15 protein-coding genes are annotated in these 15,005 nt (G+C 71.1%); 8 read left to right on the top strand and 7 right to left on the bottom strand.

What is annotated here, in order from left to right:
• The first annotated feature begins 45 nt into the window (after window positions 1-45).
• From BN39_RS17285 to BN39_RS17275, 3 genes are all read left to right on the top strand, one after another.
• Window positions 46-4,266: an NAD-glutamate dehydrogenase domain-containing protein gene (locus BN39_RS17285; RefSeq protein ID WP_019203704.1), complete on the top strand. Its 4,221-nt coding sequence runs from the start codon at window positions 46-48 to the stop codon at window positions 4,264-4,266.
• Window positions 4,267-4,339: 73 nt separating this feature from the next.
• Window positions 4,340-4,777, top strand: coding sequence for a thioesterase family protein (locus BN39_RS17280; RefSeq protein WP_256378510.1), 438 nt, complete (start codon window positions 4,340-4,342; stop codon window positions 4,775-4,777).
• On the top strand, window positions 4,774-5,418 hold the full coding sequence (locus tag BN39_RS17275; protein ID WP_019203702.1) for a hypothetical protein: 645 nt from the start codon (window positions 4,774-4,776) through the stop codon (window positions 5,416-5,418). The genes BN39_RS17280 and BN39_RS17275 overlap by 4 nt, the downstream gene beginning before the upstream one ends.
• On the opposite strand, the gene BN39_RS17270 is transcribed toward BN39_RS17275, so the two are convergent.
• The gene (locus BN39_RS17270) at window positions 5,382-6,032 is read right to left on the bottom strand and encodes a MerR family transcriptional regulator (protein WP_019203701.1); all 651 of its coding nucleotides are present in this window, start codon (window positions 6,030-6,032) and stop codon (window positions 5,382-5,384) included. The genes BN39_RS17275 and BN39_RS17270 overlap by 37 nt on opposite strands.
• A 76-nt stretch (window positions 6,033-6,108) precedes the next feature.
• On the opposite strand from BN39_RS17270, the gene BN39_RS17265 reads away from it, so the two are divergent.
• A complete protein-coding gene (locus tag BN39_RS17265) occupies window positions 6,109-6,615 on the top strand; it encodes a DUF4188 domain-containing protein (RefSeq protein ID WP_019203700.1) in 507 nt (168 codons plus the stop codon).
• On the opposite strand, the gene BN39_RS17260 is transcribed toward BN39_RS17265, so the two are convergent.
• The 4 genes from BN39_RS17260 to BN39_RS17245 are packed head-to-tail and all read right to left on the bottom strand — an operon-like array spanning window position 6,600 to window position 9,523.
• The gene (locus tag BN39_RS17260) at window positions 6,600-7,013 is read right to left on the bottom strand and encodes a VOC family protein (protein ID WP_019203699.1); all 414 of its coding nucleotides are present in this window, start codon (window positions 7,011-7,013) and stop codon (window positions 6,600-6,602) included. The genes BN39_RS17265 and BN39_RS17260 overlap by 16 nt on opposite strands.
• Before the next feature lie 10 nt (window positions 7,014-7,023).
• Window positions 7,024-7,464 carry a helix-turn-helix transcriptional regulator gene (locus BN39_RS17255; protein WP_019203698.1) on the bottom strand — a complete coding sequence of 147 codons (441 nt, stop codon included), beginning with the start codon at window positions 7,462-7,464 and terminating at the stop codon, window positions 7,024-7,026.
• Window positions 7,465-7,476: 12 nt separating this feature from the next.
• Window positions 7,477-9,075 (bottom strand): glycoside hydrolase family 13 protein, encoded by a 1,599-nt coding sequence (locus BN39_RS17250; protein WP_019203697.1) that lies wholly within the window; start codon window positions 9,073-9,075, stop codon window positions 7,477-7,479.
• A 43-nt stretch (window positions 9,076-9,118) separates the two neighbouring features.
• Complete coding sequence (locus BN39_RS17245; protein WP_019203696.1) at window positions 9,119-9,523, bottom strand: globin; 405 nt, start codon at window positions 9,521-9,523, stop codon at window positions 9,119-9,121.
• Between the two features lie 255 nt (window positions 9,524-9,778).
• On the opposite strand from BN39_RS17245, the gene BN39_RS17240 reads away from it, so the two are divergent.
• From BN39_RS17240 to BN39_RS17230, 3 genes are all read left to right on the top strand, one after another.
• On the top strand, window positions 9,779-10,369 hold the full coding sequence (locus BN39_RS17240; RefSeq protein WP_081586138.1) for an HNH endonuclease: 591 nt from the start codon (window positions 9,779-9,781) through the stop codon (window positions 10,367-10,369).
• A 64-nt stretch (window positions 10,370-10,433) separates the two neighbouring features.
• Window positions 10,434-10,691, top strand: coding sequence for a hypothetical protein (locus tag BN39_RS17235; RefSeq protein WP_019203694.1), 258 nt, complete (start codon window positions 10,434-10,436; stop codon window positions 10,689-10,691).
• A complete protein-coding gene (locus BN39_RS17230; protein WP_019203693.1) occupies window positions 10,678-11,160 on the top strand; it encodes a DUF5130 domain-containing protein in 483 nt (160 codons plus the stop codon). The genes BN39_RS17235 and BN39_RS17230 overlap by 14 nt, the downstream gene beginning before the upstream one ends.
• A gap of 103 nt (window positions 11,161-11,263) precedes the next feature.
• Here BN39_RS17230 and BN39_RS17225 read toward each other — a convergent pair whose 3' ends face one another.
• A complete protein-coding gene (locus BN39_RS17225; RefSeq protein ID WP_019203692.1) occupies window positions 11,264-11,590 on the bottom strand; it encodes a YchJ family protein in 327 nt (108 codons plus the stop codon).
• 27 nt (window positions 11,591-11,617) lie between these two features.
• Complete coding sequence (gene pepN, locus BN39_RS17220; RefSeq protein ID WP_019203691.1) at window positions 11,618-14,191, bottom strand: aminopeptidase N; 2,574 nt, start codon at window positions 14,189-14,191, stop codon at window positions 11,618-11,620.
• 181 nt (window positions 14,192-14,372) lie between these two features.
• Between pepN and BN39_RS17215 the strand changes: the two genes are divergently transcribed.
• Window positions 14,373-15,005, top strand: a complete 633-nt coding sequence (locus BN39_RS17215; RefSeq protein ID WP_019203690.1) for a DsbA family protein — start codon at window positions 14,373-14,375, stop codon at window positions 15,003-15,005.

Below are 15,005 nucleotides of genomic sequence, written 5' to 3'. Positions count from 1 at the left end.
TATTCGGCGTGCCCGCTTGCCTCGACCCGCAGGAGGAGCACGCCCGTGGCGCAGCCCGGAACAGACCCGTCCGTCTTCAACCGAACCGCGGCCGCCGTGTCGACGCAGCCGCCGGGGCGCTCCCCGTCGGATCTGATGAACTGGCTGTCGGACGGCAACGCCCGCGTCCTGGGCTCCTGGAGCGGCGGCACCGGGACGGGTGTCCTGGAGGACCTCGACGAGAACGTGCGCGCGGTCATCGATGCGCTGCCCACGCCAGAGCCCGGCGGCATCGCCGTGGTGGAGCTCGCGCGGCCCCTGGGCGATGCGGCCGGTTCGCCCTTCCTGCTGGCCGCGCGTCCCGCAGACGGCGGCGCGTCCGAGGTGTTCGCGATGGCCCTCACCGTGCTGGGCCTGCACCACAACGTGTTCGGCATCCCGATGGTCGGCAACAAGATCGAGCGGGTGCTCACCCGGATCGGCGTGGACCCGTCGGGCGACGCCGATCAGCGGCTCCTCGAGTACATCCAGACCTACCCGCGCCTGCGGCTGCTGGTCGCCGACGAGGACGAGCTCGCCCGCGTGTTCGGCGGCCTGCGCGAGCTGGGTGACGGCGATCTGGCACTGTTCTTGCGCACCGACAAGCTCGCCAGGTTCGCGCGGGCGCTGGTCTACCTCCCGCGCGATCGGTACACCTCGCGCGCCCGCGGCGTGCTGATCGACGTGCTGGAGGACGAGACCGGGATGAAGGTGGACCGGTTCACCGCCCGCGTGACCGAGTCCGCCATCGCCCGAATCCAATTCATCCTGCTGCCGCGGGACGGTACGACGGTGCCGGTGCTCCGCGCCGAGGACGAGGCGCGGATACGGGCGCGGCTGGGCGACGTGAGCCGCACCTGGGACGAGGACGTGGTGAGCGCCGCCGCGGCGGCCGGCGCCGACGCGGCGACGGTGCGCGAGTACCTCCCCGGCGTCTCGCCGAACTACAAGGAGGACACCACCCCCGAGCAGGCCATCGCGGACGTCCAGCGCATCGCGGCGCTGCCGCCGGAGGGGCTCGACCTGGTCTTCTACGATCCGAAGACGGACGAGGAGGCGGGCCTGAGGTTCGCCATGTACGTCACCGGGGGCAAGGTCACCCTGTCCCAAGCGCTTCCGGTCCTGCAGTCGCTGGGCGTCGACGTCCTGGATGAGCGGCCGTACACGGTGCGCCGGCCCGACGGTGTGCTGTGCTCGCTCTACGACTTCGGCCTGCGGGTTCCGAAGGCGCTGCGCGACAACGCCTCCGATGGGGTGGCCGAAGCGGACCTGCCGGAGCACCTGGCGGGACTGCGCCGCCTCGCCAGCGACGGCGCGGCGGCGGTGTGGCGCGGCGACGCCGAGGTGGACCGGTTCAACGAGCTGATCTTCGCGTTCGGCCTGGACTGGCGCCGGGTCGCGCTACTGCGCGCCATCGGCCAGTACCTGCGGCAGTGCGGCTTCGCCTACAGCCCGGGACACATGGCCCAGGTCCTGCTCGAGCATCGCGACGCGGTGCTCGCCCTGCAGCGGCTGTGGACCGCCACGTTCGACCCGATCGAGGCGGACCCCGACGCGGCGGAGCAGGCCGAGGCCGACGTCGAGGCGGCCCTCGCCGCGGTCACGAGCCTGGACGCCGACCGCATCCTGCGCGCGTACCTGCACGTGGTCCAGGCGACGGTGCGCACCAACTACTACGCCGACAAGCCGGTGCTCTCGCTCAAGCTGGAACCGGGCCGGATCCCCGAGACGCCCAAGCCGCGTCCGCGTTTCGAGATCTTCGTGTACTCGCCGCAGGTCGAGGGCGTGCACCTGCGGTTCGGGATGGTGGCCCGCGGCGGCCTGCGCTGGTCGGACCGCCGGGAGGACTTCCGCACGGAGATCCTCGGCCTGGTGAAGGCGCAGGCCGTGAAGAACGCCGTGATCGTGCCCGTGGGCGCCAAGGGCGGCTTCGTGGTCAAACAGCCGCCGGAGGCCACGGGCGATCCTGCCGCCGACCGCGAGGCCCAGCGCGAGGCGGGCGTGGCCTGCTACCGCAGGTTCATCTCGGGCCTGCTCGACGTGACCGACAACCTCGGGCCCGACGGCGAGGTGCTGCCGCCCGAACGGGTTGTGCGCCGCGACGCCGACGACACCTATCTCGTGGTGGCGGCGGACAAGGGCACCGCGTCGTTCTCGGACATCGCGAACGACGTGGCCGCGGGCTACACGTTCTGGCTCGGCGACGCGTTCGCCTCCGGCGGATCCGAGGGCTACGACCACAAGGGCATGGGCATCACCGCCCGCGGCGCGTGGGAATCGGTGAAGATGCACTTCCGCGAGATGGGGGTGGACACCCAGAGCGAGGACTTCACTGCCGCCGGCGTCGGCGATATGAGCGGCGACGTGTTCGGCAACGGCATGCTGCTCTCCGAGCACATCCGGCTCGTGGCGGCGTTCGACCACCGGGACATCTTCCTCGACCCGAATCCCGATGCGGCGGCCGGTTTCGCGGAGCGGCAGAGGCTGTTCGACCTGCCGCGGTCGTCCTGGCAGGACTACGACCGCTCGAAGCTCAGCGAGGGCGGCGGTGTGTACAGCCGCGACCAGAAGTCGGTGCCCATCAGCCCGCAGGTCCGGGCCGCGCTGGGGCTGCCCGACGGGGTGACCGAACTGACGCCGCCCGAGCTCATGCGCGCGGTGCTGGTGGCGCCCGTCGACCTCCTGTGGAACGGCGGCATCGGCACCTACGTCAAGGCGTCCACGGAGACCAACCTGGAAGTGGGCGACCGCGCCAACGACGCGATCCGTGTGGACGGAAACGAGGTGCGCGCCAAGGTGATCGGCGAGGGCGGCAACCTGGGCGTCACACCGCTCGGCCGCATCGAGTTCGACCGCAGCGGCGGCCGGGTCAACACCGACGCGATGGACAACAGCGCCGGCGTCGACTGCTCCGACCACGAGGTGAACATCAAGATCCTGCTCGACCGCCGGATCGAGGCGGGCGACATCCCGGCCTCCGAGCGGCACGATCTGCTGGTGTCGATGACCGACGACGTGTCGCGGCTGGTGCTGGCGGACAACGTCTCCCAGAACACCGCGCTCTCGGTGGAGCGTTCGCTCGCGCCGAAGATGGTGGACGTGCACGCGCGGATCCTCGCGGATCTGTCCCGCAACCGCGGAGTGGACCTGCGCCTCGAGGCGTTGCCCACCCGCAAGGACACCGACAAGCTGCAGGCCGCGGGCCTGGGCCTGAGCTCGCCGGAGCTGGCCAACCTCATGGCGCACGTGAAGCTCGCCGTCAAGGACGACGTGCTCTCCAGCGACCTTCCGGACAACGACGTGATCACCTCGCGGCTGCCCGAGTACTTCCCGGACCGGATCCGGGAGCGGGCCGGCGAGGCGGTGTTCGCGCACCCGCTGCGCCGCGAGATCGTCACCACCCAGGTGGTGAACGAGCTGGTCGACAACGCGGGCGTGAGCTTCGTGTACCGGCTCGCGGAGGAGGCGGGTGCGTCCGCGGGCGACGCCGTCCGGACCTTCGTGGCGGTGAGCCGCGTGTTCGACCTGCCCGCGACGTGGGAGGCCATCAGGGAGCTCCCGGTGTCGGCGGACGAATCCGCGGCGCTGCTGGCCGAGAGCCGCCGCATCCTCGACCGCGCCTCCCGGTGGATGCTCACCAACCGGCCGCAGCCGCTGGCGATCGGTGCCGAGGTCAACCGGTACGCCGATCGGGTGGCCGCCCTGTCCGCGCAGATGGGGGGCTGGGGGATCGAGTACGACTCCCAGGCCCGCACGTCCGCGGAGCGCGCGATCGCGGGCGGCGTGCCCGAGGAGTTGGCGCGCCAGGTGGCGCGCGCCCTGTACCGGTTCAGCCTGCTGGACGTGGTGGACATCGCGGACATCAGTGAGCGTGAGGACGAGGAGGTCGGCCGGCTCTACTTCGCGCTCATGCAGCACCTGCGTGTGGACCGGATGCTGGGCGCGGTGGCGGAGCTGCCGCGCGGCGACCGGTGGAGCGAGATGGCGCGGCTCGCGCTGCGCGACGACCTGTACGGCGCGTTGCGGGCCCTCACCATCGAGGTGCTCAACTTCACCGACCCGGACCAGGCGCCCGAGCAGAAGATCGCCGACTGGGCCTCGCACAACGCGCAGCGCCTCAACCGCGTCGGCTCCCTGCTCGGCGAGATCCTGGACCCCGCGGACGGCAGCGGCGCGCTGGCGAACAAGGAGTCCAGCCTCTCGGTGGCCACCCGCGCGTTGCGGTCGCTGCTGCGGCACGTGGGGTAGGTCGGGCCGGCGACCGTCGGCTAGCGTTGGACGGGTGACCGAGTACAGCTTCACCGCGGCGGGCGTCACGGGCGTGCGCACCACCTTCGACGGCGGCGCATCGGGCCTGACCGTGCCCGTCGACGTGCGCTGGTCCGATATGGACGTGTACCAGCACATCAACAACGCGCGCATGGTGACGCTGCTCGAGGAGGCGCGGATCCCGTTGTTGTTCGCACCGGACGCGCCGACGCGGGACCTGCTGGACGGGCTGCTGCTCGCCAAGCTGGAGGTCGAGTACCGCGGCCAGCTCCGGCACCAGGATTCGCCGTTGCAGGTGACGCTGTGGACCTCCGCCGTGCGGGCCGCGGACTTCGTGGTGCACCACGAGGTACGGCCCGCTGCGGCCGACCCGGACTCGGCGGCGGCGGTGGTGGCGCAGGTGCGGCTGGCGGCGTTCGACGTGGGGGAGCAGCGCGTGCGGCGGCTGTCCGGCGAGCAGCGCGACTACCTGAAGTCGTTCTCGCGGTGAGCGACCGGAGGCTGACCGTGGCCGGGGAGGCGCCCCGGTCGAACTTCGCGGCATTCGCGACCCGCCTGCTGCGCACCGATGATTCGGCCGTGCTGCGGCTGCGCCGGCGCGACGAGGAGCGCGTGGAGGTGTGGGGGCGTACGGGTTTCGGGGTGCTCGCGATGCGCGTGCTGACCGGCACCGTCGCCCCGGAGTCCGTGGTGTGCAGCGCCCTGACCGCGCTGGATTCGATCCGCTCCGCCCCGTCGGATCCCACGGGCTACGTGGACGTGGGCTTCGCCCTGGACTCGGCGTGGCGCGGTGCGCTGCCGCCCCGGGCGGGGTTCTCGCCGGTGGATTCGGTGCCCGCGCAGGCGCTGCGCGAGGTGGCCGCCCGCGGCGTCGAGGTGGGGCGGGAGACCGGCGGGCCCGCGGGGCCGCCACCGTCGCTCCTGGACTCGGAGGTCGCGAGCGTGACCGGAGGCGGTGCGACGGTGCCGCTCACGCTGCGCACCGCCTTCGCACTGGAGGCCATGGGGTTCGCCGCCGACGGGCCGGAGGAGCCGGTGCGGGTCTCCACGACCGCGACCTGGGTGCGCATCGACGCCCGGTACGGCTCGCTCTATCAGCGGCGCGAGGCGGGGCCCGGGCTGCTCGTCTGATCGGCATCGCCGAACACGCGTGCGCTGCGGTCCTGCTGCGCCAGCCGGCGCAGGGTGGCGAGCACCCTGTCCGAGAGCACGGTGCCCACCACGACGGTCCGCAGGTCGTCCGCGGCGTCGCCGGTGAGGGTGTCGACGTCGGCCTCGGCGATCCGCTCGACGGCGTCGGCCCACCGGTCGAGCGTTTCGAGGCCGCTCACGCGGCAGGTGTCCGCCACGGCCTTGAGCTGCGCTCCGAGCTGGGGGATCAGGGCGTCCCCGGCCTGGACGCGCCATCCGCGATCAGCGACGTAAGAGGCGGCCAGGGCCGTCCACTCCGCGTCCGCCTCGACGTCGGTGGTCTCAGCGAGCGCCTCCTGCGCGACGCCGTACAGGTCGTGTCGCGCGACCGACGGATTGTCGAGCGCGTCGAGCACCCGGCGCACCTGAGCGAGGGAGAGTCCGCCGGACTCGACCAGCGCGCGGATCAGCCGGACCCGCTCGACGTGGTCGGGGCCGTACTGCGCCTGGGTCTTGCTGATCGCGGTCCCCGGCGCGAGCAGTGATTCGCGCAGGTAGTACTTCAGCGAGGCCTTGCTGACGCCGGTCTCCGCGGAGAGTTCGGACAATCTCATGCCTAGATCTTGACATGGGATAGGTCCGCTCTCCAATATGGGTAGTGTCACTATCCAATGTTGTCCAGGAGGAACCGTGAAGCACGACATCCAGACCGACACCCACGACGGCGACGTGGTGGTGTTCCTGCTCGGCATGCAGCCCAAGCGGGCCTGGCGCCTCGACCAGACGCTGTTCGTGGCCCGGTCCATGCGGCGCATGCAGGCGGAGATCGAGCGCGACCGCGCCGCGGGCGGGGCGCTCGGCTACCTCGGCGGCTTCAACGCGCTCGCCCCGTCGGGCCCGCTCGTGGTGCAGTACTGGCGCAGCTTCGACGACCTTGAGAAGTACTCGCACTCCACCGATTTCGAGCACCGCCCGGCCTGGCTCAAGTTCTACTCGATGACCCACGACGCGGGCCGCGCGCGGGTGGGGATCTGGCACGAGACCTACCGGGTCCCGGCCGGTGCGCACGAGACGATCTACGGGGACCTGTCGGCGCCGGTAGGGCTGGCTGCGGCGGTCGGTGCGCAGCCCGTCGAGCGACGGGGCCGCACCTCCCGCGAGCGCATCGGCGCCGTCGCGGCTCAGACCTCCAGCTGATTGATCCGCACCATGTTCCCGGCGGGATCCCGGAACGCGCAGTCCCGGACTCCGTAGGGCTGGTCCATCGGCTCCTGCGCGACCTCGGCGCCCGTCGCCGCCACCTTGTCGAAGGCGGCCTGCAGATCGGTGGTGGAGAGCACCAGGAAGCCGTAGCTGCCCTTGGCGATCATCTCGTCGATGGTGCGCTTCTCGTCGTCCGTCAGGCCCGGATCCGCGGCGGGCGGCTGCAGCACCAGCGTGGTGTGCTCGCCCGTGGGCTGCCCCAGGGTGATCCACCGCATGTCGCCGTAGCCCACGTCCTTGCGGACCTCGAAACCCAGTGCGTCGCGGTAGAACGCGAGGGAGGCCTCGAAATCGACGGCCGGGAGGAAAGCGTGCTGAATGTAGATGTCCATGCGGACAACGTTAGGACGGCGGCGAATACGGCGCTTCTCGATTCCTGACCGGTCTCGTGACGTGCTTCGCCAAGCACGAGGGGATGCCGTCGGTGTCGCCGGCCGCCGTCCGCCGGTACTCGCTCGGGGACAGGCCCACGAGTTCGCTGAACCGCGTGGAGAACGTCCCCAGCGACGAGCAGCCGACCGCGAAACACACCTCGGTGACCGAGAGGTCGCCGCGGCGCAGCAGCGTCATCGCCCGCTCGATCCGGCGGGTCATCAAGTAGCTGTACGGCGACTCCCCGTACACGGACCGGAAGCGCCGGCTCAGGTGCCCCGAGGACATGTGCGCTCCCCGCGCGAGCGCCTCCACGTCGAGGGGCTGCGCGTACTCGCGGTCGATGCGGTCGCGCACCCTGCGCAGCAGCGCGAGCTCCTGCAGCTTCGGGTCGGAGCGGGGGTCGGGCACCGTCGGACCCGATCAGGCGAGCCAGCAGGCGGCGTCGGCCGGGAGCAGACCGTCGACCAGCGGGGCGCTCGACAGGATGACCTCGCCGTCCGGCAACTCGACCGGGGCGCCGGACGCGTTGAGGACGCACGTGAGCCGGCCGTCGATCCGGCGGAAGGCCAGCAGGCCGGGCCCCGGCGCGCCGTACCACTCGATCGCGTCGCCCCGGAACTCCGGCCGCATCCTGCGCAGTTCGAGCGCGGTGCGGTAGAGCGTGAGCGTGGAGTCCAGGTCCTCGAGCTCCGCCTCCGCTGTGAGGTCCTGCCAATCGGCGGGCATCGGGAGCCAGGTGCTCTCGTTCGACGAGAAGCCGTAGGGCGGAGCCGAACCCTGCCACGGCAGCGGGACCCGGCAACCGTCCCGGCCGCGCTCGGTGTGCCCGGAGCGCTCCCAGGTCGGATCCTGCAGGGCCTCGTCGGGCAGGTCGACGTTCGGCAGGCCGAGCTCGGAACCGTTGTACAGGAACACCGTTCCGGGCAGCGCCAGTTCCACGAGGATCATCGCCCGCGCCCGCGCGGTGCCGAGAGCACCCCCGCCGTACCGGGTGACCTCCCGCTCCACGTCGTGATTGGACAGCGTCCAGGTGGGGATCCCGGTCACGCCCTCCACCGCGATCAGGGAGTTGTCGATCGCCTCGCGGATCTCCGCGGCGTCCCACTCCGCCTCCGCCAGGCGGAAATTGAAGCCCAAGTGCAGCTCGTCCGGGCGGATGTACTCGGCGAACCTGTCGTTGTCCTTGCACCAGATCTCGCCGACGGTGACCCGCCCGGGGTACTCGTCCATCACGGCGCGGATCCGGCGGTGGATCGCGTGCACGCCGGGATTGTTGAACCGGAGATCGTTCTCGTCGTTGTCCATGATCCGGTTGGTGATCATGTCCATGTCCGGAAGCCCGTCGGGCTTCGCCATGCCGTGCGCGACGTCGATCCGGAAGCCGTCGACGCCGCGGTCGAGCCAGAACCGGAGCGTGGTCGCCAGGTCCTGGAAGACCTCCTCGTCGAGCCAGTTCAGGTCGGGCTGTTCGGGGGCGAAGATGTGCAGGTACCACTGGCCCGGACGGCCGTCGGCCTCCGTGACGCGGTGCCATGCGGGGCCGCCGAACACGCTCGGCCAGTTGTTCGGCGGCTCGTCGCCGTTCGGCCCGCGGCCGTCGCGGAACACGTACCGCTCGCGCTCGCGGCTGCCCGGGCCGGCACGCAGCGCTGCCTGGAACCACGGGTGCTGATCCGACGTGTGGTTCGGGACCAGGTCCATCGTGACGCGGATGTGCCGCGCGTGCGCCTCGCGGATCAGGTCGTCGAGGTCCGCGACCGACCCGAACAACGGATCGATGTCGCGCGGGTCCGAGACGTCGTAACCGTGATCCGCCATGGGGGAGCGCATCACCGGCGAGAGCCACAGCGCGTCGATCCCCAGCAGCTCCAGATAACCCAGGCGGTCGATCACGCCGCGCAGGTCGCCCACGCCGTCGCCGTTCGAGTCCGAGAACGAGCGCGGGTAGATCTGGTGGAAGACGGCGTCCTTCCACCAGGGCGCGTCGTAAGCGGTGCGGGGTGCCGCGGGCTGCGTCATCGCTTCCTTCTCTCGCGGGGGCTGTCGCGGGGCGTCTACGCCGTCAGGCGCCCATCGGAGTGTTGACGAGCATCTGCGCGGCCATCACACAGTAGGACCGCAGCTCCTCTTTGCGATCCGCCGGCATCCGGTCGTCGTCGATCGACGCGATCGCGGTGTCCATGCAGCGCAGCCACGCGTCGCGTTCGATCTCGGTGATCCGGAACGGCACGTGCCGCATCCGCAGCCGCGGATGGCCCCGCTGCTCGGAGTAGGTCCGGGGGCCGCCCCAGTACTGCTCGAAGAACATCCGGAGGCGGTCCTCGGCGGGGCCCAGATCCTCCTCGGGGTACAGCGGCCGCAGCAGTTCGTCCCGGGCCACCTCCTGGTAGAAGCGGTGGATCAGGTCGCGGAAGGTCTCGGCGCCCCCGACGGCGTCGTAGAAGTTCGGTTGGTCGCGGCTGCTCACCTTCCCAGTCTTGCACGCGGCGCCGACGCGCCCGAGCGGCCCGGGGGACGCGGAAGCGGACCGTCGTCGCCCCGGGGTGACGACGGCGGCCCGAGCCGGGGCACGGCTCACCGCGTCACCTCGCGTTCACCGGCCGTCCCTCGATTCGCCCCTCGAAATGCGCCGAAATCAGCGTGCGAAACCGCCTTCGACGTGGTGCACTGGCTGGGGCGAGTCCGCCGCGTCGGTGGACCCGCACGATCGACGAGGAGTGGTATGAAGCGAACGCACGGCGCGGGACGATCCGCGGCCACCGCGGTAGCCGACGACTCCCGAACCGATCGCGACGCCTGGGGCAAGCGGCGGGTGCTCCTCCTCAACGCGACCTACGAGCCGCTCACCGCGATCTCCATGAGGCGCGCGATAGTCCTCATGCTCAGGGACAGGGCCGATGTGGTCCACGACGACCCGAACGGTCCGCTGGTTCATTCAGCGGACCGTTCTCTGTCTGTGCCGTCGGTGATCCGGTTGCGCACCTACGTCCGCGTCCCGTACCGGGCGAGCGTCCCCATGACCCGGGCGGCGCTGATGCACCGGGACCGGTTCCGGTGCGGGTACTGCGGTGCGAAGGCCGACACGATCGACCACGTCCAGCCCCGTTCCCGGGGCGGTGGGCACAGCTGGGAGAACTGCGTCGCCTGCTGCGCACAGTGCAATCACCGCAAGGCGGACAGGCTGCTGTCCGAAATCGGTTGGAGCCTGCGTTTCGAGCCGCGGGCGCCGAAGGGGCGGCACTGGCGCCTGCTCTCCACGCTCAAGGAGGTCGACCCGATGTGGAGTCGGTATCTCGACCTCGAAGCGGCATAGGCTAAATTGATCGCGAGAAGACCGCACGCCGCCGGGTGCTCCCGGCCGCAGGAAAGGGGCTGAGGTGAGCATCCTCAACATCGTCGGCGCTGTCACCGTGATCGCCACCGTCGTGATCGTCGTTCTCACGGTGATCTCGATGGCCACCGGTCGCAACGAGAAGTACCAGCAGCCGGGTGAGTACAAGCTGGGCGAGCCGTGGACGCGCGAGCCCATGCTGTTCAGCGCCGTGGACGAGGCCCAGGTGGGCCCGCACGGCGCCCATCACGGCGACCATGACAACGAGGACCTGATCGGGGGTGCCGCAAGTGGCAAGTGGTGATCACGGACAGACCGTCGCCGTCCCGGCGGGCGATCTGCCCATCGGTACGGCCATCACCTCCAGCGGCCGGATCTCCGCGGCCCGGCAGGCCAGCGATCCGCCGGCCAACCCGCCGTTCACGCGCGAGGAGCTCATCGGCCTCGACGAGGCGCTGATCCGCGCGACCCGCGACGCCAGGGCCCGTTTCTCGATCTACATCGGGGACCTGGGTGACGACGTGCACGCGGGAGCCGAGGCCGTACTGCGGCAGGCGCCGGAGCCCGAGTACGCCGCGCTCATCGCGGTCTCGCCGAACACCAGGGACATCGTCGTGCTCACGGGCAGCGCGGTCCAGGACCGGCTGGGCGACAAGGTCGCGCAGCTCGGCGTCACCGCAGCCATCCCGCCGTTCCAGCAGGGCGACCTGGTCGACGGCCTCATCGCCGCACTGCGCGTCATGGCCTCGGCTGTGAAGCCGCCCACGGCGTAGTACGACGCATCGACGACTCGGCCCCGGACCTCACGGTCCGGGGCCGTTCGTCATTCGTCGACCCATGCGGGGCCATGTCCACCCGCATGGCGGGTCCTCGGATTCAATCCCCGGGGAAGTCGCCGTCGACGTAGAACCACCGGCCGCCCTCGCGGACGAATCGGGAGCGCTCGTGCAGCACGCCGTGACCGTCCGGCCCGATGTACGTGGCGCGGAACTCGACGATGCCGGCCTCGTCGCCCTCGGCACCGTCGACCGTGTCCACGATCTGCAGGCCACGCCAGCGCAGCCCCTCGTCGAGCGTCAGTTCCGCGGGCCGGGTCGACGGGTGCCAGGACGTGAGCAGCCACGCGGCGTCGCCGTCGCGGAAGGCGGCGAACCGGGAGCGCATCAGCGCCTCCGCGGTCGTGGTGTCGCGGTCGTCGGGCACGGGTGAGCCTCCGGTCCTCGGCGGCGGTCAGCTCGCGTCGAACGCGCGCGCCTGCAGGGAGCGGACGATGCCCGCGCGTCCCTCCAGGACCAGTCGGCGGAGCGCCGAGGGCCGGTCGCCCTCGAGCCAGCGGTCGGCCGCGGCCACCGCCGCCTCGGAGATGTCCCACGACGGGTACAGCCCCACCACCACGGTCTGCGCGACCTCCGAGGAGCGGCGCGCCCAGACCTCGTCGATCGCCGCGAAGTAGCGCTCCGTGAAGGGCGCCAGCAGCGCGCCCTGGCCCGGCGCGGCGATGCCGGCCGCGACGGCGCGGGTCATGGTGTTGGAGATCGAATCGTCGCCGAACACCTTCTCCCACGCCTCCTCCTTGACCCGCAGGTCCGGCCGCGCCGCGAGGGCGGTGGCGCCCGAGCGCTCGCCCGCGGCCGTGGGATCGCGCAGCACCTCGGCCTCGATGGCGTCCGCGCTCAGGGCGCCCGCCCGGGCGAGGGCGTTGACGGTGCGCCACCGCAGATCGGTGTCCACCGTGAGCCCGGGGAGCCCGACCGTGGCGGGGTCGGCGCCGTCGAACAGCGCCTGCAGCACCCCGGCCTCCTCGCCGCCCGGGGTGAGCGCCGAGCCGGCGAGCGCGTTGAAGAACGCGAGCTGGAAGTCGGAGCCGGCCTCGGCCTCCCGGGCCAGGCGCAGCAGCCCCGCGGCCAGCTGCGCGCGGCCCTCCGCGGCGGCCCATTCCGGATCGGCGTAGGACTCCACCGCCGTCTGCGCCTGCAGCAGCACGCGCTGCACGACACCGACCTCCGTCTCGGCTCCGATGCCGCCCAGCACGAGCGCCGCGAAGTCGCGGGCCCGCATCTCGGCCTGCCGGGTCATCTCCCACGCCGCGGACCAGCCGAGCGTGCGGGGCAGGGAGTCGGCGATGTCGGCGATCCGGTCGGTCACCGTCTGCAGGGACTGCGGGTCCAGCCGCACCGAGCAATACGTCAGGTCGTCGTCGTTGGCGAGCACGAGCTGCCCGCGGTGCACGCCCACCAACTCGGCGACATCCGTCCGCTCGCCGGCCACGTCGAGCTCCACCCGCTGCGTGCGCACCAGCCTGCCGTCGGCGTCGTCGTACACGCCCACCGCCAGCCGGTGGGTGCGCAGTTCACCGGCGCCGGGCTGCGCGCCCTCCTGGAGGATGGTGAACCGGGTGAACCGGCCCTCGTCGTCCACCTCGAAGTCGGGGCGCAGGATGTTGATGCCCGTGGTCTTGAGCCACTGCGAGCCCCAGTCCGACAGGTCGCGGCCCGACGACGCCTCGAGCGAGCGCAGCAGGTCGTCGAACGTGGCGTTGCCGAACTTGTGCTCCACGAAGTACGTCCGCAGGCCCGCCAGGAACGGCTCGAGCCCGACGTACGCGACGAGCTGCTTGAGCACCGACGCTCCCTTGGCGTAGGTGATGCCGTCGAAGTTGACCTCCACCGCCTGCAGGTCCGGGATGTCGGCGGCCACGGGGTGCGTCGACGGAAGCTGGTCCTGCCGGTACGCCCACGACTTCTCGACGTTCGCGAACGTGGTCCACGCCGAGGTGTACTCGGTGGCCGCCGCCTGCGACAGCACCGAGGCGAACGTCGCGAAGGACTCGTTGAGCCACAGGTCGTCCCACCAGCGCATGGTCACCAGGTCGCCGAACCACATGTGCGCCATCTCGTGCAGCACGGTCTCGCAGCGCCGCTCGTAGAGATAGCGGGTGACCTTGGAGCGGAACACGTAGTCCTCGAGGAAAGTGACCGCGCCGGCGTTCTCCATCGCGCCCGCGTTGAACTCGGGGACGAACAGCTGGTCGTACTTCCCGAAGGCGTAGGGGATGCCGAAGTTCTTGTGGTAGAAGCCGAATCCCTGCTTGGTCTCGGTGAACAGACGCTCGGCGTCCATGTGCTCGGCGAGGCTGCCGCGGCAGAACAGCCGTAGGTCGATGGTGCCGTGCTCGTCCGTGTAGGCATCGCTCCACACGGCGTACGGGCCGGCGATGAGCGCCACCAGGTAGGTGGACATCGGCTCGGTGGTGGCGAACGTCCAGCGGTGCGCGCCGGTCGGGAGCGGATCGCGGCCCGCCTCGGCGCCGTTGCTCACGACGGTCCAGTCCGACGGGGCGGTCACGGTCACGTCGTACACGGCCTTGAGGTCGGGCTGGTCGAAGCACGCGAACATGCGCTTGGCGTCGGCTGTCTCGAACTGCGAGTACAGGTACACCGCGTCGTCCGTCGGATCGACGAACCGGTGCAGGCCCTCGCCGGTGTTGGAGTAGAAGAACCGGCCCGCGATCACCAGCTCGTTCTCCGCGGCGAGGCCCGTGAGCGCGAGGCCCTGCTCCTCGGTGTACCCGGCGGTGTCCACCGGGCGGCCGTTGAGCGTGGCGGTCAGTCCGGTGGCGATGAGATCGATGAACGTCTCGGCGCCCGGCTGCGCGGTGAAGGTGACCGTCGTGGTGGAGCCGAACGTCTTCTCGCCCGGCGCGTTCGCGCCGTCGGTGAGGTCCAGCTCGACGGCGTAGCGCGTGACGTCGACGACGCCCGCGCGTTCGGCGGCCTGGACCCGGGTGAGATTGGGGGCGGACAAGGGCGACGCTCCTTCGTGACTCGGCTGGTGGGGCTCCCGCGGGAGCCCGATGACTCGACCGGACCCACAATGCCACCCGGCGCGGACCCGCGTGCGGCGGGGAAGGGGATCGGGGTCTGCGGTGTTGGCTCTGAAGGAGAACAATCGTCATCGTCAGCGCACGCTCACCCAAGGAGATCCCGTGACCGAAACCGCCCCGACCGCATCCGCCCGGGACCGCGTCGACTTCTGGTTCGACCCGCTGTGCCCGTGGTGCTGGATCACCTCCCGGTGGATCCTCGAGGTCGAGAAGGTCCGCGACATCGACGTGAGTTTCCACGTCATGAGCCTCGCGGTGCTCAACGAGGGCAAGGAGGACCTGCCCGAGATCTACCAGGAGCTCATGAAGACCGCATGGGGGCCCGTTCGCGTGGCCGTCGCCGCGGCGCAGCGCCACGGCGACGAGATCCTGCCGTCGCTGTACACGGCGATGGGCACCCGCATCCACAACGGTGGCGAGAAGGACTTCGGCACGGTCATCGCCGAATCCCTGGCCGAGCTGGGCCTCGAGGCCGACCTCGCGCAGGCCGCGGACAGCACCGATTACGACGAGGCGCTCCGCGCCAGCCACCACGCCGGCATGGACAAGGTGGGCCCCGACGTGGGAACCCCCACCATCCACGTCAACGGAGTCGCCTTCTTCGGCCCCGTGCTCTCGCGGATCCCGCGCGGTGAGGACGCCGGAAGGGTGTGGGACGGCACGGTGCTGCTGGCCGGGTATCCGCACTTCTTCGAACTCAAGCGCACCCGACACGAGGAGCCCGCGTTCGACTGA

Source organism: Tsukamurella sp. 1534 (genome assembly GCF_000312385.1).
Lineage (GTDB): Bacteria > Actinomycetota > Actinomycetes > Mycobacteriales > Mycobacteriaceae > Tsukamurella.
The sequence above is the reverse complement of the archived record's forward strand: the minus strand, read 5'-3'. Positions and strand labels throughout refer to the sequence as shown.

Excerpts from the sequence above, each read along its gene's own strand:
- BN39_RS17240 (WP_081586138.1), top strand. The coding sequence starts at position 9,779 with ATGAAGCGAACGCACGGCGCGGGACGATCCGCGGCCACCGCGGTAGCC.
- BN39_RS17270 (WP_019203701.1), bottom strand. The coding sequence starts at position 6,032 with ATGAGATTGTCCGAACTCTCCGCGGAGACCGGCGTCAGCAAGGCCTCG.
- BN39_RS17260 (WP_019203699.1), bottom strand. The coding sequence starts at position 7,013 with ATGGACATCTACATTCAGCACGCTTTCCTCCCGGCCGTCGATTTCGAG.
- BN39_RS17250 (WP_019203697.1), bottom strand. The coding sequence starts at position 9,075 with ATGACGCAGCCCGCGGCACCCCGCACCGCTTACGACGCGCCCTGGTGG.